At 44.8% G+C, this 22,876-nt stretch carries 21 protein-coding genes; 9 read left to right on the plus strand and 12 right to left on the minus strand.

Annotation, left to right across the window (positions count from 1 at the left end; genetic code table 11):
• Positions 1-39 precede the first annotated feature (39 nt).
• The 3 genes from dnaQ (at position 40) to N746_RS0106205 (ending at position 5,000) form a co-directional block, all read left to right on the plus strand.
• Positions 40-735, plus strand: coding sequence for a DNA polymerase III subunit epsilon (gene dnaQ / locus N746_RS0106195; RefSeq protein WP_029934879.1), 696 nt, complete (start codon positions 40-42; stop codon positions 733-735).
• Between the two features lie 69 nt (positions 736-804).
• A complete protein-coding gene (locus N746_RS0106200; protein ID WP_051678550.1) occupies positions 805-1,899 on the plus strand; it encodes an efflux RND transporter periplasmic adaptor subunit in 1,095 nt (364 codons plus the stop codon).
• A complete protein-coding gene (locus N746_RS0106205) occupies positions 1,899-5,000 on the plus strand; it encodes an efflux RND transporter permease subunit (RefSeq protein ID WP_029934883.1) in 3,102 nt (1,033 codons plus the stop codon). Before N746_RS0106200 ends, N746_RS0106205 begins: the two co-directional genes overlap by 1 nt.
• Positions 5,001-5,061: 61 nt before the next feature.
• Here N746_RS0106205 and N746_RS0106210 read toward each other — a convergent pair whose 3' ends face one another.
• The 4 genes from N746_RS0106210 to gltX all read right to left on the minus strand — a co-directional run bounded on the left by N746_RS0106210 (position 5,062) and on the right by gltX (position 8,127).
• Positions 5,062-5,277 (minus strand): hypothetical protein, encoded by a 216-nt coding sequence (locus N746_RS0106210; RefSeq protein WP_156018282.1) that lies wholly within the window; start codon positions 5,275-5,277, stop codon positions 5,062-5,064.
• Positions 5,261-5,782 carry a small multi-drug export protein gene (locus tag N746_RS0106215; RefSeq protein ID WP_029934886.1) on the minus strand — a complete coding sequence of 174 codons (522 nt, stop codon included), beginning with the start codon at positions 5,780-5,782 and terminating at the stop codon, positions 5,261-5,263. Before N746_RS0106215 ends, N746_RS0106210 begins: the two co-directional genes overlap by 17 nt.
• 54 nt (positions 5,783-5,836) lie before the next feature.
• Positions 5,837-6,439: an NAD(P)H:quinone oxidoreductase gene (wrbA, locus tag N746_RS0106220; RefSeq protein WP_029934889.1), complete on the minus strand. Its 603-nt coding sequence runs from the start codon at positions 6,437-6,439 to the stop codon at positions 5,837-5,839.
• A 272-nt stretch (positions 6,440-6,711) separates the two neighbouring features.
• Positions 6,712-8,127 (minus strand): glutamate--tRNA ligase, encoded by a 1,416-nt coding sequence (gene gltX / locus N746_RS0106225; protein ID WP_029934890.1) that lies wholly within the window; start codon positions 8,125-8,127, stop codon positions 6,712-6,714.
• 142 nt (positions 8,128-8,269) lie between these two features.
• Between gltX and N746_RS0106230 the strand changes: the two genes are divergently transcribed.
• Both N746_RS0106230 and N746_RS0106235 read left to right on the plus strand, forming a co-directional pair.
• Positions 8,270-10,318 carry a site-specific recombinase gene (locus N746_RS0106230; RefSeq protein ID WP_051678551.1) on the plus strand — a complete coding sequence of 683 codons (2,049 nt, stop codon included), beginning with the start codon at positions 8,270-8,272 and terminating at the stop codon, positions 10,316-10,318.
• Positions 10,319-10,389: 71 nt separating this feature from the next.
• A complete protein-coding gene (locus N746_RS0106235) occupies positions 10,390-12,018 on the plus strand; it encodes an FMN-binding glutamate synthase family protein (RefSeq protein WP_156018284.1) in 1,629 nt (542 codons plus the stop codon).
• A gap of 34 nt (positions 12,019-12,052) precedes the next feature.
• Here the strand turns inward: N746_RS0106235 and N746_RS0106240 are convergent, their stop codons facing one another.
• Positions 12,053-12,898 (minus strand): DUF5718 family protein, encoded by an 846-nt coding sequence (locus N746_RS0106240; RefSeq protein ID WP_029934895.1) that lies wholly within the window; start codon positions 12,896-12,898, stop codon positions 12,053-12,055.
• 90 nt (positions 12,899-12,988) lie between these two features.
• Positions 12,989-14,074 carry a mechanosensitive ion channel family protein gene (locus N746_RS0106245; RefSeq protein WP_029934897.1) on the minus strand — a complete coding sequence of 362 codons (1,086 nt, stop codon included), beginning with the start codon at positions 14,072-14,074 and terminating at the stop codon, positions 12,989-12,991.
• Between the two features lie 147 nt (positions 14,075-14,221).
• On the opposite strand from N746_RS0106245, the gene N746_RS0106250 reads away from it, so the two are divergent.
• From N746_RS0106250 to N746_RS0106265, 4 genes are read left to right on the plus strand one after another with little or no spacing between them, the layout of a single operon-like run.
• Complete coding sequence (locus N746_RS0106250; protein ID WP_029934899.1) at positions 14,222-15,181, plus strand: SLAC1 anion channel family protein; 960 nt, start codon at positions 14,222-14,224, stop codon at positions 15,179-15,181.
• A gap of 30 nt (positions 15,182-15,211) precedes the next feature.
• Positions 15,212-17,008, plus strand: coding sequence for a M61 family metallopeptidase (locus tag N746_RS0106255; RefSeq protein WP_038125907.1), 1,797 nt, complete (start codon positions 15,212-15,214; stop codon positions 17,006-17,008).
• On the plus strand, positions 17,008-17,829 hold the full coding sequence (locus N746_RS10945) for a CPBP family intramembrane glutamic endopeptidase (RefSeq protein ID WP_051678552.1): 822 nt from the start codon (positions 17,008-17,010) through the stop codon (positions 17,827-17,829). Before N746_RS0106255 ends, N746_RS10945 begins: the two co-directional genes overlap by 1 nt.
• A 9-nt stretch (positions 17,830-17,838) precedes the next feature.
• Positions 17,839-18,072 carry a SlyX family protein gene (locus N746_RS0106265; protein WP_029934906.1) on the plus strand — a complete coding sequence of 78 codons (234 nt, stop codon included), beginning with the start codon at positions 17,839-17,841 and terminating at the stop codon, positions 18,070-18,072.
• A gap of 47 nt (positions 18,073-18,119) precedes the next feature.
• Here the strand turns inward: N746_RS0106265 and N746_RS0106270 are convergent, their stop codons facing one another.
• The 6 genes from N746_RS0106270 to N746_RS0106295 form a co-directional block, all read right to left on the minus strand.
• Positions 18,120-19,154 carry a nuclease-related domain-containing protein gene (locus tag N746_RS0106270; protein WP_029934909.1) on the minus strand — a complete coding sequence of 345 codons (1,035 nt, stop codon included), beginning with the start codon at positions 19,152-19,154 and terminating at the stop codon, positions 18,120-18,122.
• A 34-nt stretch (positions 19,155-19,188) separates the two neighbouring features.
• A complete protein-coding gene (locus N746_RS10670; RefSeq protein WP_051678553.1) occupies positions 19,189-19,710 on the minus strand; it encodes a DsrE family protein in 522 nt (173 codons plus the stop codon).
• Between the two features lie 95 nt (positions 19,711-19,805).
• Positions 19,806-20,489 (minus strand): glutathione S-transferase family protein, encoded by a 684-nt coding sequence (locus tag N746_RS0106280; RefSeq protein ID WP_029934913.1) that lies wholly within the window; start codon positions 20,487-20,489, stop codon positions 19,806-19,808.
• Between the two features lie 15 nt (positions 20,490-20,504).
• Positions 20,505-20,762, minus strand: a complete 258-nt coding sequence (locus tag N746_RS0106285; RefSeq protein WP_029934915.1) for a YfhL family 4Fe-4S dicluster ferredoxin — start codon at positions 20,760-20,762, stop codon at positions 20,505-20,507.
• A gap of 142 nt (positions 20,763-20,904) precedes the next feature.
• Positions 20,905-22,323: a prephenate-dependent tRNA uridine(34) hydroxylase TrhP gene (gene trhP / locus N746_RS0106290; RefSeq protein ID WP_029934917.1), complete on the minus strand. Its 1,419-nt coding sequence runs from the start codon at positions 22,321-22,323 to the stop codon at positions 20,905-20,907.
• A 33-nt stretch (positions 22,324-22,356) separates the two neighbouring features.
• A complete protein-coding gene (locus N746_RS0106295) occupies positions 22,357-22,872 on the minus strand; it encodes a DNA-deoxyinosine glycosylase (RefSeq protein WP_051678554.1) in 516 nt (171 codons plus the stop codon).
• Positions 22,873-22,876: the final 4 nt, after the last annotated feature.

Here is a 22,876-nt window from a genome sequence, read left to right on the forward strand (position 1 = left end):
AGTGATAAAATGAGGCTTATTTTAAACCAAGAGACGGTTATGCGTCAGATAATCTTAGATACCGAAACCACGGGCATTGATCCCAAACAAGGCCACCGCATTATCGAAATCGGCTGTGTCGAGCTGTTGGATCGCAAATTAACCCACCAGCATTACCACCAATATATTCAACCCGAACGCGAGGTGGAAGAAGAAGCGATTGGTGTGCATGGCATCACGAATGAGTTGTTGACCGACAAACCTAAGTTTGCTGAGGTGGTCGACGCGTTTATGCAGTTTGTGCAAGGCGCGGAACTGGTGATACATAACGCACCGTTTGACGTGGGCTTTATCAACCACGAACTGTCTTTATTAAAAGACAATGTTTGGGGAAAAATAGAAGATCATTGCAAAATCACTGACACCTTAAAAATGGCGCGCAAAACCTATCCGGGACAGCGTAATTCGTTGGATGCCTTGTGCAAGCGTTTAGGCGTGGATAACTCGGGCCGAGAATTACACGGCGCCCTACTCGATTCCGAGATTCTGGCGGATGTGTATTTAATGATGACCGGCGGCCAGGTGAGTTTAAAACTGGCGCACGAAAGCGCGTCTGGCGGCGCAGGTTGGACACGAAAAAGCCGTGATCAACGCGGGGTACTTAAAGTGCTCGAACCTACGCCTGAAGAACTGACGGCCCACCAAGCTTATTTGGCAAAAATGTTTAAAGACCAAGAAAATCCGCCTGTTTGGTAAGCTCACTCTTATCGCCAATAGGCGCACTGAAAAATCAACTTTTGTTCGCAAAGCGAGGCCTTGATCCGAATGGTTCACAAACATCTCCAAGCCAGCCATATAGTATTTATATTGATTTTATTACTGGTTGTAAGTTGGATCGCAAGTGGAATACTGGGTTCAAACAATCACCATCAATCTATCGATGAAGAACCTAATCTGCCTACGGTTGCCGCGAGTTGGAGTGAAGCCCAATCCATTCATCGTAAACTGGTGATTTATGGCGATGCCCAACCGATTCAGGTCGCGGTTGTCAGAGCCCGTACTGACGGATTAGTTGAAGATATAGTGCGTGTTGGCCAAACCGTTCGTGAAGGCGATGAAATTGCGCGCCTTTCCATGGATGACCGACAAGTGCAGCTTGCCCAAGCCAAAGCACAAGTGGCTTCTAGCCAGCGCGATTATGACGCGGTGAGTCAATTAATTGAACGTAACCTAGCATCCGACTCTGAACGTCAACTTCGACTCGCCCAGCTCGAATCAGCCCGCGCTGCCTTGCGGGCGATTGAGTTTGAGATTGAAAATACGCGTGTAAAATCGCCGATTAGCGGCACCGTTAACCATATCTTCTCAGAACAAGGCAGCTTTGTTACTTTGGGTGGCCAACTGCTTGAAATCGTTGATAACAATCCGCTGCTGGCGGTTATTCAAATCCAACAAGCTGAAATCGCTAACATTCAGCTTGGTCAAACCGCACAAGTTCGCTTTGTGGGTGGTGAAGAACGCACAGGTCAAGTGCGTTTTATTTCGCCGATTGGGGATGCTAAAACGCGCACTTTCCGAGTTGAAATCGAAATCGACAATAGCCAAAACCCTTTACCTTCAGGTTTAAGTGCCGAAGTGACATTGGAATTAGATGCTCAAATGGCGCATCAAATTTCGCCCGCACTTATCCGCTTGGATGAAACCGGTCAAGCGGGAATCTATATCGTCAACGGTCAACAAACTCTAGAGTTTAGGCCCATCGAAATTGTGCGAGCAGATGGCCAGGCGATTTGGGTTAACGGACTTAAGCCTCGTGTGCAAATTGCCACCCTCACACATGGCGAATTAACGGATGGCCAAAGGGTGAACGTTCAACCCACTCCGGACTCTTTTAGCGGTCAAAGCAAGGGAACCCCATAATGAATGCGCTGATCGCCGCCCTATTTACCCGTGCGCGTTCTGTTATTTTATTGCTGGTGTTAATTTTAAGCGCCGGTGCTTATTCCTATATCACCATTCCTAAAGAAGCGGCACCGGAGTTTTATATTCCATTTTTTGTGGTTAGCGTGAGTTATCCAGGTATTTCCAGCGAAGACAGTTCGCGCTTATTAGTGGAACCATTAGAACGAAAACTGCAATCGCTCGAAGGACTGCGCCAAATGACGGCCCGCGCCGGTGAAGGTTTTGCTACCGTTATTCTGGAATTTGATCCCGGTTATGATCAACAACAAGCCATTCAAAGCGTGCGTGACGAAACCGATAATGCAACGCCCGACCTGCCATCGGGGGCGAACCGTCCGGTAATACGAGAAATCGATATTTCGCTGTTTCCAGTGTTAACCATTAGCTTATCGGGAAACGTACCAGAAAGAGAACTCAACTTAATCGCACGTGAGCTAGAAGAAAAGCTCGAGACCATTTCGGGGGTGTTAGAGGTTGATCTTTCCGGCCTTCGTGAAGACTTACTAGAAATTGTGATTGATCCGCTAGCCATGCAATCTTATGGCATCTCACCGCAACAAATTCATCAAGCCATCCGCAATAACAACCAGCTCATCACCGCTGGCACGTTTGATACTGGTGCCGGACGCATTGGATTATCGGTTCCCGGCACGATTCAAACCCAGCAAGACATCGAAGCAATGCCGGTCAAAGTCACCGACAACACTGTCGTTCGGGTAAAGGATGTCGCGCAGGTTCGCCAAACTTTTCAAGATGCGGATAGTTTTGCTCGCGTCAATAATTACCCCACCATTGCGTTGGATGTTCGCAAAACCAGTGGCGCAAACATCATCGAAACGGTGGCGGATGTTCAAGCCAGCGTCGAGCAAATGCGCCAAGACTGGCCTGACACGCTTAAGGTTGACTATTTACAAGACCAAGCCGACAACATCAAAACCCTATTAGGTGACTTACAAAATAATGTCATCAGCGCGGTTGTGCTGGTCAGCCTAACTATGATTTTAGCTCTAGGTTTACGTGCTTCTTTATTAGTATCAATTGCGATACCCGGCGCGTTTATGGGCGGTATTTTAGCGATTAATATGTTGGGCTTTACCCTGAATATTGTGGTGTTGTTTGGCTTAATTCTAGTAATTGGTATGTTGGTGGATGGTGCGATTATTGTGGTCGAACGTGCTGAACGTTTACAACAAGAGGGCAAAACCGCTAAACAAGCTTTTTTAAAGGCCTCTCAATATATGGCTTGGCCAATTACCGCCTCCACCGCCACAACGCTTGCGGTATTTTTTCCGTTACTTTTCTGGCCTGGCACCGCTGGCCAGTTTATGTTTTATTTACCTGCGACCGTCATTCTCACTTTATCCATGTCTTTACTTATGGCGCTCATTTTTGTGCCGGTTATGGGCAGTTTATTATCGAATAAAACCGCCCAAGACCAACCCAGAGAATACACAACTTTAAGTGAAACTAAAAACCGTTTTAGCCGTCTTTACGAACGCATATTAAAGGCTATGATTCAACAACCAGGCCTGGTGGTAGGTTTGACTTTGTTTACCTTAATTGTCAGCATCATGCTTTACAGTCACTATGGTCGCGGCGTGAACTTCTTCCCAGATATTGAACCCGAAAGAGCCCAACTTCAAATTCAGGCAGACGGCAACTTATCGCTTCAAGAAGCCGACAAGATCGTGCGTATGGTTGAGCAACGCATTATCGGCACCGACGGTATCGAACGTTTGTATTCACGCACCATTGCCTCTGTTGAAGATCGGCTAAATGCGAATCTATCCCCCGATGTGATTGGCACGATTCAAATAAATTTTCTAGACTGGCGCGAACGTGAGTCGGCTGACCGCATTCTTAACAAAATTCGCCAACTAACCTCCGACTTACCCGGCGTTGGGGTGCAAATTGAAAAAGAACAATCTGGCCCGGGTGAAGCTCGTCCAATTCAAATCCAAGTGTCGGCCGATCAACGTGAAGATCTGCTGCCCAACCTGCAAAAAATAAAACGCCTGATGGCGCAACAAGACAAATTTACAGATATCTCTAGCGATGCACCAATGCCGCATGTTGAGATTCGAGTTGAAGTAAATCGTGAACAAGCCGCACGTTATGGTGTAGATATAGCCACGATTGGCTCGGCCGTGCAGCTTTTGACTAACGGGGTTTTAATTGGTTCGTATTTGCCGGATTTTGCCCGTGATGAAGTCGACATTCGTTTACGTTATCCAGCCAATGAACGCACCTTTGCTCAGTTAGCCAACTTAAGAATCTCAACCACTGACGGCATGGTCCCCATCGCTAACTTTGTGCGCTTGGTAGGTGTACCCAATCACCCACTGATCAACCGAGTGGATGCGCGTAATGTGCAAACTCTTTCGGCGGATGTTAAATCGAATACTACAGCGGCTAAGGAGTTGGCAGTTTTACGTGAAAGTCTTAAAAATATAGATTTAGACCCAGGTGTAGAAGTCAGTTTTACAGGTGAACTAGAAGACATGCAAGAAGCCGCTGAATTCCTAATTCTCGCGTTTTTACTCGCGGTGTTTTTAATGTTGCTGATTCTACTCACCCAGTTCAATAGCTTCTTCCAAGCCTTATTAGTTTTGTCGGCTATCGTGTTTTCTATCGCGGGTGTCTTTTTAGGTTTAATCCTTCGTCAAGAAGCCTTCTCGATTGTCATGAGTGGCATTGGCATTATGGCGTTAGCGGGGATTGTGGTGAACAACAATATTGTGTTAATTGACGCCTATAACTACTATCGAAGTAAAGGACTTAATCCAAACCAAGCCGCTCAACAAGCTGGTACTGAAAGATTGCGTCCCGTTCTGTTAACCGCCATCACGACCATTGTTGGCTTATTGCCGATGGTAATGGGCTTAACCATCGACTTTTTTGAGCGCGATCTCTTCTTTGGTGCGCCATCCGGCCAGTTCTGGACTCAACTTTCAACCGGTATCGTCGGTGGTCTCACCATCGCCACCTTTATAACTCTTCTGCTAACACCAAGTCTGCTCGCCTGGGATGGCAACCGAAGACTCAAAACCGCCCAATAAAAAGGCCCAATGGTTAGCGAAACCAAAACTCGCTAACGACCAGGCCTGGTGATTCCGATAACTATGATTTGTTCTCGTGTTCTGAGACGCGTTCTTGCCGAAGATTAAACCAGTAACCCATCGCCGCGATACCCAGCAGCACGCCAAACAACAATAGCAAACCCCATGAACCAAACAGGGTGGCTTGAGTATGCAAGCCATACAATAACCACGCCCAAGCCAGCATGGCGATAAAAGTACCAGATAGAACGGTCACCAAATTAACTAAGGGACGCAATCCTATTAAACAACCTAGTGCGCATCCGATCACCGGACCGGTCATCCAAAACGGAAAAAAAAACCAACACAAATATACCGATCACACCATAGCGATGCACCCGGTCTCGATGTCTTTCGGCCCGACGATGCGTGCGTTCGATTATGGTGTGTAGCTTAGGGAGTAAGGGGAGTTTTTTTAAACTGAACACAAATAACGGAAAGAACAGCAAAACCAAAATGGTTTCGGTTAGCATATTAACCCCAATCACCAACAAGTGCCCTTGCCCTGCCGCATAACCGATCAACAACGAAACCGAACGCCCGAGCATAAGGTTAGAAAACACCATGCTACCGATGATGCCGGACAATTCTGGCCACCAGATCGCCAACAGAGCAATGGTCACCAGTCCCGTCGCGGCTAGCAAAATGCCTATAGCTAATATTAACCCCTCAATCGAACCAAAAGCTTGTCGCCAACTGCGATCCATTGTTTGTGTAGAAGGCTGATTTTGGGGTTCATTCATATTATTAGTCACTCTTTTGGCTTTATAAGAGCTTATGCTATCAAAACTGTTTGGTTAAGCGGATTGCTTTTTGGCTACTTGTGCTACATGAGCACCTTGAAAACGTGCAATGCTGAGTTCGTTTTCAGAAGGTTGACGGCTTCCATCTCCGCCTGCCAAAGTGCTAGCGCCATAAGGAGTTCCACCACTAATTTCTTCCATCTCATCCAAGCCTTTGCAAGAATAAGGCACACCGACAATAATCATGCCGTGATGTAAAAGCGTAGTATGGAAAGAAGTGATTGTGGTTTCTTGCCCACCGTGCTGAGTGGCGGTGGAGGTAAATACGCTACCGACCTTGCCCACCAATTTTCCACCCGCCCACAAGCCTCCAGTCTGATCTAAAAAATTACGCATTTGGGCACACATATTGCCAAATCGGGTTGGTGTGCCAAAGATGATCGCATCATATTCCGCCAACTCATCCGGGGTTGCGATCGGCGCACTTTGATCCAGCTTCGCCCCCGCTTTTCGTGCGATCTCTTCAGGCATCAAGTCCGGCACTCGTTTGACACTGGCCTGTGCGCCATCAACAGTGCTCACCCCTTCCGCTATGGCATGCGCCAAAGTTTCTACGTGACCGTACATACTGTAATAAACAACCAAAACCTTTGTCATGATGACGCTCCTTTTCATATGGGAGAAATATCAATATACGCCCTGAGAAAACAAAAATCTACCGTCTCTCTCTCTAACGTTTTTAGCTTGTTAATTGCATGTGATTTGAACGTTCACGCTGGCATAAATTTAAACGTGTTTAACTGCGTAAAGCTCAACAGAATTAGGGGCTTTTAGTTTAAGGCGGGGTTAGTCGATCATTCGAATACACAAGAAAAAGCCTAGTTATTTGGATAATAACCAGGCCTGGTAGTTAGAAAGCGTTTGAAATTTTAGCCTTCGGTGCGTGCGGCGATGAAGTCTAGTGCCATTTGTAAGCGCGTGAGGCAACGATCTTTGCCGATGAGTTCGGCGGTGGCATCAATCGATGGAGACTGACCGCCACCGGTGATGGCGACACGCAGTGGCATACCAACTTTACCCATGCCTAATTCAAGTTCATCTGCAGCGGCTTGAATCGCTTGATGAATGGGTTCGGCTTTCCAGTCTTCCAGCTCCAGCTCATTAAACTTTTTCAGCACGAGCGCTAGCGGCTCACCCGCGACTGGGCGCAGGTGTTTTTTGGCGGCATTGGCTTCAAACTCGGTAAAGTCTTTATAGAAATACAACGCACTATCAGCCATCTCAATTAAGGTTTTTGCACGATCACGCAGTAAGTCCGCCACCAGCTCCAACGCTGGGCCTTGGCTAAGATCACAACCGCGTTCGGTCATAAACAAAGATAAATGGCGCGCCAAATGCTCTGGTGTGGCCGCTTGAATATGCTGTTGACTGACCCATTCACATTTTTCATCGTTAAAGGTGGAAGGCGCGTTATTCACGGCTTCTAAGCTGAAGGCTTCCACCATTTGATCCATCGTAAAGATTTCCTGATCGCCATGCGCCCAACCTAGTCGAACTAAGTAGTTCAATAAAGCTTCAGGTAAAAAGCCCTCTTCCTTATATTGCAATACACTCACCGCGCCGTGGCGTTTGGATAAACGCGCGCCGTCGGTGCCTAACACCATTGGGATGTGCGAATACTTTGGAATCGGTGCACCCAAGGCTTTTAGAATATTGATTTGACGTGGCGTATTGTTTAGATGATCGTCACCGCGAATAACATGCGTAATACCCATATCCCAATCGTCCACCACAACGGTTAAATTGTAGGTAGGTGTGCCGTCTGAACGTGCAATCACCAGATCGTCAATTTCGGTATTGCGGATGGTGACTTGGCCTTTCACTAGATCGTCGATGACGACTTCGCCATCTAACGGATTTTTAAAACGAATAACCGGCTTAATACCTTCAGGAGGTGTACCTTTAAAATCGCGGTAACGTCCGTCATAACGTGGTTTTTCACCGTTCGCACGCTGCTGTTCACGCATTGCATCCAACTCTTCGCTGCTGGCGTAGCAATAATAAGCATCGCCTTGATCCAGTAATTGCTGAATCACTTCTTTATAGCGGTCGAAATGATGGGTTTGGTAAAAAGGACCTTTATCATAATCTAGCCCCAACCAAGCCATGCCCTCTAAAATCGCATTCACCGATTCTTGGGTTGAGCGTTCTAAGTCTGTATCTTCGATTCGTAAAATAAATTCGCCGCCCATTTTGCGTGCAAACAACCATGAAAATAACGCAGTGCGCACACCGCCAATATGTAAATAACCCGTTGGGCTAGGCGCAAATCGAGTACGAATCACAACAGACTCCTGAAACTAAAAAATGAAAAGCGAATTATACAACAACCAGGCCTGGTGAAGTCAGAAGTCGTTACTTGTGAAAACCTATCGGCCACCAGTATACTGTGATGATTCATATCTATATATATTAGAGAGGACTCCGTTGAAAACGCCCTGCTCGATCATTAACGAGATTGACGATGATGCTGAATACCCTGTATTCGAGTTACTTAATAAGTTAACCGCTCAACTTAGACTCGCACCGCCGTCTGAAGCACCCGCCTTATTAGAGGCCATAATAGAGTGCTTTGAATCTGATCAAGCTCACGCTATAAAATTTGGTGCGCTGTTTCATGAATGGTTAGCCTGTATTCACCTCTACCCAGCTTTAGTGGGTTTAGGTTTGTTTTCTCGTCACGGATTAATGCGCGAGATCGCCTCACGTACTTATGACCGCTTAATTCCACCTCCAATGGATAGTGACAGCTCTGAAGATACCTTGTCACGCTTATTTAATAAAAAAACCGATAAAGATTGGTTTGTAAATATCCCTGCAGAGCTTTGGCTGAAACTCTACGATACCTTAACCCGCCATGCACCCCAGCAAAAGCTCGATAATTCGGCCTATCATTTTAAGCAAGAATGTTTATATGCACTAGAAATGCTGGGCATCTGGGTGGCCGCTGAAGAGCTCGAGCCCGAACTAATGCGGATTGATAAACGGCTGGTCGACATTGATTCAGCTTTCATAGGTTTGCAAAGAGAATTGCATGCCTTTGTAAATATCGAAAATCAACGCTTGGAAGACCCGCTTATCTCGCCTTATGACAATCAGCATATTTGGGTAATGTTAGAACAATGCCAAGAACAAGTGGATAACTTAAGAAGACGGGCCGCTGGATGCGCTGGATCATCGATGGGGGTATCAAACTTACTAGAACGCCTAGAGCAAACACTCCAACGTATTGAGTTATTGCTGGTGATTTTAATTAATGAAAATACCGATAAACAGCGCACAAAAATCCTCGAACTTTGGCGGATTTTGGTCATCGCGGCCGCCGAAAAAAACAGCCTGGCAATCGTGTTTAGAAAAGGGATTCATACACTATCCCTCAGCATTACCGAAAACAAAAGTGATCATGGCGAACATTACATTGCAAAAGATGCACCCGCCTTTTTTTCGCTCATTGGCTCAGCCATGGGTGCAGGTGTCGTGATTGCCATCATGGCCTGGATTAAAATTCAGATTGAGGCCATGGGCTTAAGTCCTTTAAAAGAAACCGTTTGGATTAGTTTAAATTACGGTTTGGGCTTTGTTTTAGTTCACTTTTTAAGTTTCACGATTGCAACCAAACAACCTGCGATGACGGCCGCTAGTATGGCGGCCGAAGTAGAACACAGCAAAGCTGGCCGCGCGGCCCACCCTAAATTAGCTAGATTATTGATTGATGTAAATCGATCTCAGTGGGCCGCGGTTTGGGGGAATGTCTCGACGGCGATTTTAACTGCGTTGGCCATTTCATTTATTGTGGTTTGGCAGATGAATGAACCGGTATTAACGCCGGATTTTGTGACCTATCATTGGCAAGCCTTGGCTCCATTTAGTAGTCTGGCCTTACTGTACGCGGCGATTGCGGGGGTTTGGTTGTTCTGCTCTGGCATTATTGCTGGTTATTTTGATAACCGCGCCGACTATTTAGAACTGCGTTTACGATTAAGACAGTTACGCCTGTTTAATATTTTTGGTTCTAATATCGCTAACAAACTCGCCAATTACTTGCACGAGAACTATGGCGCCATCATGGGTAACTTCTTTTTCGGCGTAATGCTCGGCACAACAGGCTATATAGGTTATCTAATCGGTCTGCCATTAGATATACGACACGTCGCTTTTTCATCCGCTAATTTAGGTTTCATTACTTTAAGCTCACCATTGGATATCGGAACGTTTTTACTAGGACTGGTATTCGTTTTAATGATCGGGTTTGTTAATTTATGGGTAAGTTTTTCACTTGCACTTTGGGTCGCACTCAAATCACGTGGTGCCAGAATTGGTAGTTTTAGCGGTTTACTATTGAATGTTTTGCTCGAAATTAAACACAATCCTTTACGATTTTTCTTCCCCGTTGTCATTATGCAGAAGTCATTAGACAATGGCGACAACCAGAATAAACATATTAAAAAATACCATTCAAAACCCAATGAGAAATAATATATGCCCTACCAGCTTGACCAGCCAATATCCTGTTCCCTCGCTCAAAACATTTTAAAGAGGAAACCATAATGAGAACCATGCAAGATATGTTTATTCTCGTTTCTGTGTTGGCAATCTTATTGGTATTGGCGGCGAGTTATTTCTGGCAACCGGTGCTTTGGGCTTATTTACTGATTACGCCAATGGTGTTATTGGGCATTCACGATATCTGGCAAAAAAAGCGCACTGTGTTACGGCTTTATCCGGTGATCGGTCACTTGCGATATGTATTTGAAAGCATTCGCCCGGAAATTCAACAATATTTCGTTGAAAACGATACCAACGGTATGCCGGTGAGCCGTGAGTTTCGCTCGCTGGTTTATCAACGCTCCAAAGGCCAATCGGATACGCGCCCTTTTGGCACCACCTTTGATACCAATCGGGTGGGTTACGAATGGACGAATCACTCAATGTTCCCCGCACCGATGATGGCTGATGAACCTCGGGTAATATTTGGCGAATCGCGTGCACGCCAGCCCTACTGTTCTTCATTGGTAAACATTTCCGCCCTGAGTTTTGGAGCCTTAAGCCCCAACGCATTGCGTGCGCTTAACTTAGGCGCCAAACTAGGTAACTTTGCGCACAATACCGGCGAAGGCGGCATTAGCCCTTATCACCTAGAAAACGGTGGCGATTTAATTTGGCAAATCGGCACAGGTTACTTTGGTTGCCGCACATTAGATGGCCATTTTAGCCGCGAACTGTTCGCTAAAAATGCCGCGCATGAAGCCGTTAAGATGATTGAAGTGAAGCTCTCACAAGGAGCCAAGCCTGGACATGGTGGTTTATTGCCTGCCGCGAAAGTGACCGCGGAAATTGCCCAGATTCGAGGAGTCGAAATTGGCAAAGATGTGGTTTCACCACCCGACCATTCCGCGTTTCGTAACCCAACTGAATTGTTGGAGTTTATTGAAGATTTACGTCAAATATCCGGCAAACCAGTGGGCTTTAAATTGGCGGTAGGCCGTCCGCAGGAATTTTTGGCCATTTGTAAAGCCATGTTAACGACTAATATTTTGCCCGATTTTATTACAGTGGATGGCGGCGAAGGTGGCACTGGCGCCTCACCCATTGAGTTTTCTAATTCAATGGGCACACCTTTACGTGAAGCTTTGCATTTGGTGCATTCGTGTTTGGTAGGCTGTGGCTTGCGTGAACAGATTCGTGTTGTGGCCTCAGGCAAACTGTTTTCGGCGTTTCATTTGTATCGTTCGTTGGCGATGGGGGCAGACTGCATTAATTCAGGTCGCGGTATGATGTTTGCACTGGGCTGTATTCAATCACTTAACTGCAATAACGATAAATGCCCCACCGGCATTACCACGCAAAACCTAAAACGATCCAAGGCTCTAGACGTCACTAACAAATCACAACGGGTTGCAAACTATCAAAGTTCGTTAGTGTTTCACTTTCGCAAAATCATGGTGGCGGCCGGTTTAAACAACACTCAGGATATCAGTGCACACGATATATTCCGCCGCATCAGTGAAACCCAGGTGAAAAGTTTAGCGGACATTTATCCGGTCATGCGCAAAGGTGCCTTGTTAAACGAAAGCAGCGTGCCAGAAGATTGGCGTTATTACTGGCAGTCCGCCAATCCTGAATGTTGGTCAAAACAACAGCAGAAACAACAAGCCAACCCAAGCAAGAAAGTCTAAAAGTCTATTGGCTCTATAAGCAGAGCCTTAGGTTTTAAGACGCTTCAATAGTTTGAACAAGAGCGGAACCTGAAAAGTCTGAAAAATTATCATCTCGCGCAAAAGCTTGTCGAATCTGTTCAAGCTTTATCTGTTGCGGGTCATATACAAATACACCAATTTTATCGCCCGGCTCTAAATAATGACTTTCACCAAACTCGGTATAACGTGTAGCGCCAAGCGTAAGAATCATTTCTTTAGGGTAGTTCATTTGCGCGAATAAGGCCGGAAGATCTTCGAGCGGACCATAATCTTTTTGTTGATTTAGCGTTTTTACTACCCAGTCAGCTAGCTTTTGATAGAAATAACTATAACTAATCGCCGGACTATCAATGCCGTATTCATAAACTTGAGCGTCGCGCTTTATAAAGCAAGCCAGATGATAGTGGTCCAACACCCCGCCCGAGCTAAATTGATCGATTTCTAACCACTGCTCTGACAGTCCCGTACAAGCGGTTCCCCAGTTTTTCTTCTGACTGATTTTGGCCGCCGGCCAACGCAACGAACAATCATTAAAAGCGCTGAAAGCTCGTGCATGAGCGCGGCTAACTTGTTTACCGTCATAATCGAGTTCAAACAATACTGATATTTCGGGTTCAGCTTGTAATTTAATCGGTTTCGAAAAATCGGCACGAATGGCGAGATTACAAAGTGGATAAACACCCAGAAAAGAGGAATCTCCGGGAATGTAAATCGGGAAAATACCTTTGGGTGCTTGTTGTTCTTCGGTTTTCACATTAACAAAATCAGAGGCTTCACCAGCTTGATTTAAATGATCGGCAAAATTACCGGCAATACCGAATACAGGCAAATTCTGTAATTCGTCGGGCTGCAATTGCATAGGCTTATCAAGTCGCTTATTTTTAAAAGCTCCGATTTTGCCTGATTAATCAGGCTCTGTCTAGATTAATACCACCAGGCCTGGTAAGGATTAGAAGGCCTCATCCGACTCAACTTCACGCTTTGGCATGGATTTAATATACAGATCATGTTTACTATAGGGAATTTCAATCTTAGCCTCTGCAAAACGTTTAAAAATCTGGACATTTAAGCTATCCAGTACTTTTGTACGAATTTCGGGATCACTAATCCAGACTCTTAATGAAAAATCCAATCCAGAAGCCCCAAAACTTAAAAAACGAACGAGTGGCTCAGGATCGGATTGCACCATAGGTTCCTTATGGGCAATATCGAGCAAAATTTCTCGTACCTGATCGATATCCGAATCATAAGCCACACTTACATTAGCGAACATTCGCATACTAACAAATCGACCGGAAGATTGGTTCACGACCTTGCCATTCGCAATCACGGAATTGGGAATATTTATTTCTACATCATCACGTGTTAACAGGCGTGTTGAGCGCAAACCTATATGTGTTACCTTGCCGCGATCCGTGCCTTCGATCACAATGTAGTCGCCAATCTTATAAGGCGAATCCGCCATAATAAATACACCGGATAAAATATTGGCTATCGTATCTTTAGCTGCAAACCCGACCGCAATACCTATCACCCCAGCTGAGGCCAGCCAAGCGGTCATATTAATATTCCAGGTAATAAAAATCAGGTACAAAATGAACAGCACAATCAATATCGCAGACAAGTTATCCAACAGCGGCAAAGTTTGCGGCTTAATAAATGACCCCATCAACTGGCGCTGACTATTGTATCGAAGCGCAAATTGCGAACTACGATATACAAACTGACCCCAAACTAAAATATTTAGACTGGTCAAAATTCGGTTGGTATAGAGAAGATGTGTGTCTTGCCAGTTAAATTGCAGCGTTAAAATGGCACTAATTGCAATAAACAGCACTGAAACTGTCAAAGGCAATCGAATATGGGTTAACAAATAAGTCAAAACCTCTCGGTTTTGCGACTTTGCCCAGCGCTTAGGACCTATAATAATTATTAGGTTTAAAAGCAAGGCTCCTATTAATGCTAAAATCACATAAAAAATGGCCTGTAATATCGGATGCTCTAAGCCTAAATAGGCTATCCACTGCTCTATCATTTACATTTACCTTATTATTTTGAGCGCGTACGCACTTACTTTTCTTTGTGCTTCAACAAATTACCAGCCGATCTGGTTTCTTCCTGTCTAATTATAGTTAAAAAGCTTAAAATAATACTTTTTAGTTTGCACACTAGGATCGATCACATGTCTTCACGTTTAGCCTTATTTCCGGTTGCGATATTCGGTTCCATAATGGGTTGGAGCGGATTAACGCTCAGTTTTCATGCCTCCCACGAATTTCTCGGCCTAAGCGCCATTTTCTATCAAACATTGTTGGTCATTACCCTCGTGTTTTTTGGTTTAATGGTTCTGACTTACAGCTTAAAAATCATCAAACACTTTGAGGCCGTTAAAAACGAATTTAACCACCCCATTGCACTGCACTTCTTCCCGACCATTAGTATTAGTTTATTACTCTTATCGGTTCTCCTAAAAAGTGACGTGCCGCAAATAGCTGAAGTGCTTTGGTTAATTGGTGCCGCCGCTCAACTGATGTTAACCGTGGTGATTATTAACAACTGGATTCATCATGACCGTTGGGAAATTGTACACGCCACACCGGCTTGGTTTATACCCGTCGTCGGCAACATTGTTGCACCCTTGGGCGCCGCACAATTTGGTTATATGGAACTGGGTTGGTTTTTCTTTAGCATAGGCATTACTTTTTGGTTGGTATTAAAAGCCATTGTATTGTATCGATTGATTTTCCACCCTTTTTTACAGCCACAATTAATTCCGACGCTGTTTATTTTTATCGCCCCACCGGCGATGGGTTTCTTATCCTACATGGCGCTTAACGACTATTATTTAGACAATTTTGCACATGTACTTTATTACGCCGGCCTGTTTATTACGATTTTATTATTCGCCCAAGGTAAACGCTTTTTAAAAGTGCCCTTTGCGATTTCTTGGTGGGCCTACACTTTCCCCTTAGCCGCCATCACCAACGCAAGCTTCATGATGTATGACGTGACCGCTAAAGTCGAATTTGGTTATCTATCGGCTGCCTTGATTGCGCTATTAAGCGGGCTGATTTTTCACCTGACATTAAAAACATTAATCGTGATTAAAAACAAACAACTTTGCGTACCACCCAAAGCTTAAAGACGTCAACCGACAAAGGATTTTACGCTTATGCAACAACAAGCCATTCATTACACGATTACACTCGCTGATCCACACGCGCATTTATTTGACGTGTGTATGGAAATAACCCATCCAGACCTAGCCGGTCAGGTGGTGAGCTTGCCGATCTGGATTCCGGGTAGTTATATGATTCGCGACTTTGCTAAGCATTTAATTGGTTTGCATGCTGAAACCTTAGACGGCCAGCCATTAATGATGACTTCATTGGATAAATCCCACTGGGAAATCCAGTCTTGCGATGAACCGCTGCGGGTTAAATATCAAGTCTATGCCTGGGACTTATCCGTGCGCGGCGCGCACTTTGATCAAACCCATGCGTTTTTTAACGGCACCAGCACCTTTTTGATGGCTGTAGGTCAGCGTGATAAAACAGTGAGTTTGGATATTGAAACTAATGACTTCACCCGCGACCAGGCCTGGTGCGTAGCCACCGCTATGCAAGATGTCAAAATTGACGCTCAAGGATTTGGACGTTATTTAGCGGCTGATTACGATGAGCTCATTGATCACCCAGTTGAAATCGGCACTTACACCCAAGCTGAGTTTGTGGCTGAAGGTATTAAACATCAAGTGGTATTAACCGGCCAGCATGATTGTGACCTAGAACGTTTAACTCATGATTTACAAAAAATCTGCCAAACCCAACTTCGTTTTTTCGGAAAACCGGCACCCTTCCCGCATTATGTATTTATGGTCATGGTCGTGGGCAATGGTTATGGCGGTTTAGAACATCGTCATTCCACCGCTCTAGTGTGTTCGCGTGAAAGTTTACCTTATGCCGGCATGGAGAAAGCCAGCGATGAGTACTTACAGTTTTTAGAACTATGCTCGCACGAGTATTTCCACTCCTGGAACGTCAAACGCATTATGCCCGTCCAGTTTCAAACACCAGATTTAAACCAACCGGCTTATACCGAACAACTATGGTGGTTTGAAGGCGCTACATCCGTATACGATTTGTTGTTCCTGTACAAAGCAGGCCTAGTGGACAACGCGTTATACTTAAGACAACTCGCACGTCAAATGACCACCGTTTACCGTATGCCCGGACGCTTCAAACAGAGCGTATCCGAATCTAGCTTTCATACCTGGACCAAGTTTTACCAACAAGACGAAAATGCCCCCAACGCGATCATCAGCTACTACACCAAAGGTTCGTTAATTGCATTGGGGTTAGATTTTAAAATTCGCCAAGCGACCAACGACGAAAAATGTTTAGACAATTTGTTAATCCGGCTTTGGCACGAATATGGACAACCTCAAATCGGGCTTAAGGAAGGCGAAATTGAACGTTTAGCGTCTGAAGTCGCCGGAGTAGATTTAACCGATTTCTTTGACCGCTATTTGCGCGGCACCGAGGATTTACCATTTGAGCAATGGTTTGCCGAATATGGTATTCAATTTAATCTTCGCCCGGCTAATGACGCGGCCGATTTAGGTGGGCAAGCAGACAAAACCAAACCTTACTTCAGCTTGGGCGCAAACTTGAGCAATACTGAACATCAAACGGTTAAAATAAGCCATGTTTGGCACCAGCGCCCCGCCTACTTTGCAGGCCTTGCAGCCAACGATGAAATCGTGGCGATTGGAGGGCTGAAAATTGCCAATACAACCGCATTAGAAAAACGCCTGATCCGCCAAAAAGCCGGCGATGTTTTGAGTTGCCATTTTTTCCGGCGTGATGAACTCATGCAAAGCGAACTGATATTGGATCAAACACCATCCGATAGGGTCGAATTAATAGCCATGGATTCCGCAAACCATCACTACCTAAGACCAGTGTAATGACCAAAATTCTTCAACAATATTCAGTTTCACTGTTTTTTGTTTTGACCTTTGTTATTTCTTGGTCGTTTTGGAGCTTACCCTGGCTTTACCAGCAAGGTTGGATAGATCAACTTCCAAACTGGTGGGGCCTAGGCAGCTTTGGACCATCGCTCGCTGGTATCATTCTAATAAGCTTACTATACGGTTCATCCGGCTTAAAACGACTCTTCAAACGACTAACTCGGTTTAAAGCTTCATTTAAACTCTATCTCGTCGTGGCGTTTCTGCCTATCGGAATATTGGTCACAACCCTAGCCCTTGGGACTCTATTATTTAATGCCCAATATGATTGGTCTCTTCTGCCTACCATCAGCGGTTTTGGTTTGGTATTTATCCAGATCTTGCTTTTGGGTGGACCAATGAACGAAGAACTTGGTTGGCGTGGTTTTGCATTGCCTAAATTACAACAATCGACCAGTGCTTTAAATGCTAGTTTATGGATTGGCAGCATTTGGGCGATTTGGCATCTGCCACTCTTTATGGCTGAAATACCCGGCTACACTCTCATGCCGTTTTATCTCTATTGGTTAAACACGTTAGCCTTGGCCATCATATTTACCTGGTTATACAACACAGGTAAAGGTCAACTTTGGTTATCCGTCTTACTGCATACATTTTTCAATACGATCAATTGGCTAATGCTTCCATTATTACCGACATCCATCAGTTCGAAAATCGCCGTTATTTATGTAGGCACTATGCTTTTGGTGGCCATATTTATGGTTATAAAATTTGGAAGAAACAGCTTGTCGAATCAAATGAAAAATATCGAAATTTAGGAGTTTAGAATGTCAGAACAACCAGGCCTGGTAGTAGCTTTGCAGGAACGTGTGGCCGAATTGGAGTTTAAATTATCCTATCAAGAAAGTACGCTGGACGCGCTTGAAAAAACCGCGGCCTATCAACAGCAATCCATTCAATCTTTGGAACGTAAATTGAGTTTGTTAGGAGAGTATTTAAAATCACTACGGGAAGACCCGATCAAACCACTTAGTGAAGAAACTCCGCCACCGCATTACTAGATTGTGTGCGATGACGCGAGGCTGACATTAACTAAGGTAAGGCCTAGTTAATCTTGCAAAGTTGGCTCGTTCACCAGCGTTGCTGGCAACAAGAAAAAGAAGCCGCGACGACCCTTTCTAAACTGAATACCGGCCGCTTTACCTTGATCGGTCACAAAGGTTTTATCACCGCGTTTTTCCATAAAGCCTTCTTCAATCAAACGCAACTCCATTTCCGCAGGGCTAATGTTCAAGGCTCTAGCCAGCTTTGGCATGGTTAAACGTTCTAAGCGTTCTGGTTTATCAGCATCGTCATCCGAATTCGATGATGGAGTTTGCGTTTTAAATTCGGCCTTTGCGATCTGAGATTTGGATGGAGTTAAACCATATTTAGCCCAATAATCGACTTTAATCGGCGCGTTTTGATCTTGTAGATCTTCACCTAATTCAACCAATGCAGCTTGATCCATTGAGCGACAACCTAGCCAGCCAGTTAAACGTTTAAATATTGAGAAGAATCCTCCACCGTTGGTTTTATCCATTAACGTCTTCTCAACACGATCAGGACGACATAAGTTGTCATAGCCTTTTTTCGGCTTAATTAGCTTGGCTTTGTAATCCACCACAACAAAGTGGCGAAACGTCGGATTATTCATACCCAGTTCGGCCAAAACTTGTTTGACGATAGGCTGATTCAATTTTGATAAGTTAAACGGCGATGCAATTTCGATATAACGCTTTTTAAACCGATCCCAACGCCAAAAACGCCCTTTCGAATCCAGTTTAATACCCGATGAGAAATGCTTGGTTTCAAACAAACTAACCACGCCATGTTCATTAATAGCCAAATGGTCAATTTGCGCCACTTGTCCGTCATGCTCAAAACGTAAACCACTTAATAAAATCGCACCCGCTTGATCTCTAAAAAGACTACCCAATACCTTAGTCGCGTTTTGCTCAGCTCTTTCTGCGGCTTGTAGACGTTTTAAATCACCTACAGCTAAACGTTTAATTTTTTCTTGTTCGGGTGTCAGTGTGTCTAAAATTGTTTCGATTTGTCTTATTTCATTACTGCGTGATTCACTTTTCTTTAAAACCGGCATAAATACCATTTCCTTTCATCTATTTTTATTGTTGCTAATTTAACTGCTGGCGCTCTTTGTCGCTTAGGCGCTCAATCACGATCACATCATAACCTAAGGCTTTATAGTCGTTTATTTGGGCTTCACCAGAAGCCGATACATCAACAAAATCTACAAAGTCTTGATCGCTTTTTCCTTGCCAACCGGCCACCACGCCACAAACATGCACGGTTACATCCTGCACTTTGGACATGGTTTCAAACGTTTGTAACACATCACTCGGTGCAGCACTGGATTCCGGTTTAGTAAACTGAACCATTTCACGACCGTGGCTTACAATCACCACATCTAAATCATGATAACGCTGTTTTAATGCATCCACCTGAGTTTGAATCAGTTGTGAATGCTCTGACATGGCATCGGGCGATAAACTCTCCACTTCAATCACGACACCAGGGGGTGGCGACATTTGCATTAAAATACGCTCCACATCTGGGTGTAAACTGTAGTTGGACAAGGCCCACGCTTGAGCAAAGGACAATAAGCTCAATAATATAACCTTAAGCCAAGTTTTCATTGTACGTCCCCTTTCGCGTTTAGCCTAACTAGACTAACAAAAAACCCGCTTTAAAGGCGGGTTTCTATTTTAAACCAATTTGAATTGGTTTAATTTTAGTCAACCAAACGGTTGGCCATATGACCATCAAAATGCTTAATCATGCCACGGTACATCGTTGATAACTCCGGCACCACCGAGTCTTTAACACAAGGCAAATCGAGTAACACTTTTTGCCAATTCTGTAACACAGGTAAACCTTTCAATACATCTAAATCACAATGGGTTTTGAGCAAATCCAAACGCATTAACATCGGCGCAAAAGCGGCATCAATCAGTTTAAACTCAGCACCATTGAAATAATCTTGGCCAGAATGCACGCTTTCTAAACGTTTCAATAACCCTTGCAAACCATCAATTTTTTTCTGACAAGCCGCCGCATCTTTTTCGTGAATAATGCCGTGCAAACCATCCATGCCCATTAACTCACCACCAAACGCCATCCATGCGCGGTTTTTGGCTTTAATTAACGGATCAGTCGGATGCAAAGACGGCGGCGTAATTTCATCGACATACTCTTGAATCACCGACGATTCAAATAAAACTTCCGAATCGTCCACCTTCACAACCGGCACTTTTCCCAATGGCGAAATTTCCAAAAACCATTCCGGTGGATTTTGCAGGTCAATATAGGTGATTTTGAAATCGACATTTTTATACAACAACGTAATAACGGCACGCTGTACAAATGGGCAAAGTTTAAAACTAATCAGTTCGAGTTGCGGAATCGATTGTGACATCTGAGCTCCTTATACTTAAATTTGGTTGGTTTTCACCAACTGTTTGAACTTTTCCATTAAGTCCGTCTTTGTTTCAATATGCTCGGGATCAGTGATGATCACATCAATCGGACATACACTCAAGCAGGTCGGCTTGTCGTAAAACCCAACACACTCGGTGCACAAGTCCGGATTTATTTCATAGACTTTTTCGCCCATCGAAATCGCCGTATTTGGGCATTCCGGCTCGCACATATCGCAATTGATGCAACCGGAAAGAATTTTTAACGCCATGTTTTACCCACTAAAAAATTCACCACCGAAACACAAAGAAAACGAGACACCGAGTTTTTAATTTTGAATCATAAATTCTAAATGTCGAATTATACGAAATACACCACCAATTAAAAATTAGCTGAGCCTCTGTACCTAGTGATTAACCAACTTTAGCCGCCGAATCGCGTTTGGTGTCGCCGCCCCAAGCTTCGTTACGCATCACTAAACCAAACTTTAACACATCCGCAGACAAACCTTTAAAGGGGTTAGGAATTCTCGCAATCCAACCTGATCCCAAAGCCGCCTCAATAGGTTTGTCGTGTTTATCCTTCATCTGATCCAACACTAAGGTCACATTCCCAGCTGGGGTCATAATTTCAATCGAATCACCCACACAGAATTTGTTTTTAACATCAATTTCTAAGGTGTCATCGGTCACACCAATTACTTCACCTACAAAACGTTGGCTATCGGACTTGGACACGCCGTAGTCGTAGTTTTGATATTCGGAATGCACATGGCGACGTAAAAAGCCCTCAGTGTAACCACGACTGGCTAAACCATCCAACTGTAACAATAAGTCTGGATCAAACGGCTTACCTTCAGCCGCATCATCGATTGCTTTACGATAAACCTGAGCTGTACGCGCGACATAATAATGCGATTTGGTTCGACCTTCGATTTTTAACGAATGCACACCCATTTGTACTAGTTCAGGAATCAGTTCCACCGCGCGCAGGTCTTTCGAGTTCATAATATAGGTGCCGTGTTCGTCCTCAAATGCCGGCATTAATTCGCCTGGACGACCCTGCTCTTCCAACAACCAAACACGATCGGTGGTTTCGCCTTCACCCAAAGTCGGTTCCGCTTGCGTAATCTCAGGCGCGGGCAAGCTCGTGGTACCAGTTAAATCGGTCATACGCTCGATACCAACCACTTCACCCGCCGCGTTCTCCTTGCCTTCGTAGGTGTTGTAATTCCAGCGACACGCATTCGTGCAAGTGCCTTGATTAGCATCGCGTTTATTAATATAGCCCGACAGCAAACAACGACCGGAATAAGCAATGCACAGCGCGCCATGTACAAATACTTCCAGCTCCATGCCTGGAACCATTTCGCGGATTTCGGCGATTTCGTTAACGGATAATTCGCGAGACAACACCACACGAGTCACGCCTTGGTCATACCAAAATTTAACCGTCGCCCAATTCACCGCGTTCGATTGCACAGATAAATGAATTTCTTGTTGTGGAAATTTTTCACGTACCATCATGATCATGCCCGGATCGGACATAATGAGCGCATCCGGCTTCATATTCACAACGGGCTCGATATCTTTTAGAAAGGTTTTTAACTTAGAGTTATGCGCCGCAATGTTGGTCACAACATAAAACTTTTTACCCAACTCATGCGCGCGGGCAATGCCTTTGGCTAAGTTTTCTAAATCAAATTCGTTGTTACGTACACGCAAGCTGTAACGCGGCTGACCCGCATAAACGGCATCGGCCCCATAAGCAAACGCGTATTCCATGTTTTTCATTGTGCCGGCTGGCGACAAGAGTTCGGACTTAAAAGTCATGTCATTTTTCCCCAAAACTATAACCTACCTATTTTATAGGAAATTAGCTACTTTGTCGCGCCAGACTTGGGTTTTATCTTCTAAACTCATCCGAGCATGGGCAGGACTGCTTGAAGGTAAAGTCACAACTTGAACTGATTCAAAAGCCGCTGGATGGACTTTAAGCAAATGGCGTTTAAACAAGTCCGCGGCCTTGTTACCATTTAATGCGATCACTTGGCACTCAGGGTGACGAAGTACCAGGCCTGGTATATCGTTGACCTGAATGCTGTGCGCACGAATGGAGGCATCCAAGCTTCCCGGTCGTTCGCACTCTGCCAACACATCCCACAAACCAATATGATGTTGTTGCAGATTTCGATAACGTTGTGCAAAATCGTCTGACCAATCTCGTTGCAACAATGCACCCATAATCGGCCAAAACCCATTTCGCCGGTGTGCATAATAAGCTTGCGCTTCCAAGGAGGCCCGACCTGGCATCGAGCCTAAAATCAAAACCCGCATATAAGCGGGTTCAATTGGGTCAAAGCTCTGACAAACACTCATCATTAAC

Source organism: Thiomicrospira pelophila DSM 1534, from assembly GCF_000711195.1.
Lineage (GTDB): Bacteria > Pseudomonadota > Gammaproteobacteria > Thiomicrospirales > Thiomicrospiraceae > Thiomicrospira > Thiomicrospira pelophila.

Coding starts and splice junctions, on each gene's coding strand:
- N746_RS0106205 (WP_029934883.1), top strand. CDS start 1,899: ATGAATGCGCTGATCGCCGCCCTATTTACCCGTGCGCGTTCTGTTATT.
- trhP (WP_029934917.1), bottom strand. CDS start 22,323: ATGACTTTTAAGTCCGAACTCTTGTCGCCAGCCGGCACAATGAAAAAC.
- N746_RS0106235 (WP_156018284.1), top strand. CDS start 10,390: ATGAGAACCATGCAAGATATGTTTATTCTCGTTTCTGTGTTGGCAATC.
- N746_RS0106255 (WP_038125907.1), top strand. CDS start 15,212: ATGCAACAACAAGCCATTCATTACACGATTACACTCGCTGATCCACAC.
- N746_RS0106200 (WP_051678550.1), top strand. CDS start 805: ATGGTTCACAAACATCTCCAAGCCAGCCATATAGTATTTATATTGATT.
- N746_RS0106280 (WP_029934913.1), bottom strand. CDS start 20,489: ATGTCACAATCGATTCCGCAACTCGAACTGATTAGTTTTAAACTTTGC.
- N746_RS10670 (WP_051678553.1), bottom strand. CDS start 19,710: ATGAAAACTTGGCTTAAGGTTATATTATTGAGCTTATTGTCCTTTGCT.
- N746_RS0106250 (WP_029934899.1), top strand. CDS start 14,222: ATGTCTTCACGTTTAGCCTTATTTCCGGTTGCGATATTCGGTTCCATA.
- N746_RS0106295 (WP_051678554.1), bottom strand. CDS start 22,872: ATGATGAGTGTTTGTCAGAGCTTTGACCCAATTGAACCCGCTTATATG.
- N746_RS0106245 (WP_029934897.1), bottom strand. CDS start 14,074: ATGATAGAGCAGTGGATAGCCTATTTAGGCTTAGAGCATCCGATATTA.
- N746_RS0106215 (WP_029934886.1), bottom strand. CDS start 5,782: ATGAATGAACCCCAAAATCAGCCTTCTACACAAACAATGGATCGCAGT.
- N746_RS0106270 (WP_029934909.1), bottom strand. CDS start 19,154: ATGCCGGTTTTAAAGAAAAGTGAATCACGCAGTAATGAAATAAGACAA.
- N746_RS0106285 (WP_029934915.1), bottom strand. CDS start 20,762: ATGGCGTTAAAAATTCTTTCCGGTTGCATCAATTGCGATATGTGCGAG.
- N746_RS0106240 (WP_029934895.1), bottom strand. CDS start 12,898: ATGCAATTGCAGCCCGACGAATTACAGAATTTGCCTGTATTCGGTATT.
- N746_RS0106265 (WP_029934906.1), top strand. CDS start 17,839: ATGTCAGAACAACCAGGCCTGGTAGTAGCTTTGCAGGAACGTGTGGCC.
- wrbA (WP_029934889.1), bottom strand. CDS start 6,439: ATGACAAAGGTTTTGGTTGTTTATTACAGTATGTACGGTCACGTAGAA.
- N746_RS10945 (WP_051678552.1), top strand. CDS start 17,008: ATGACCAAAATTCTTCAACAATATTCAGTTTCACTGTTTTTTGTTTTG.
- dnaQ (WP_029934879.1), top strand. CDS start 40: ATGCGTCAGATAATCTTAGATACCGAAACCACGGGCATTGATCCCAAA.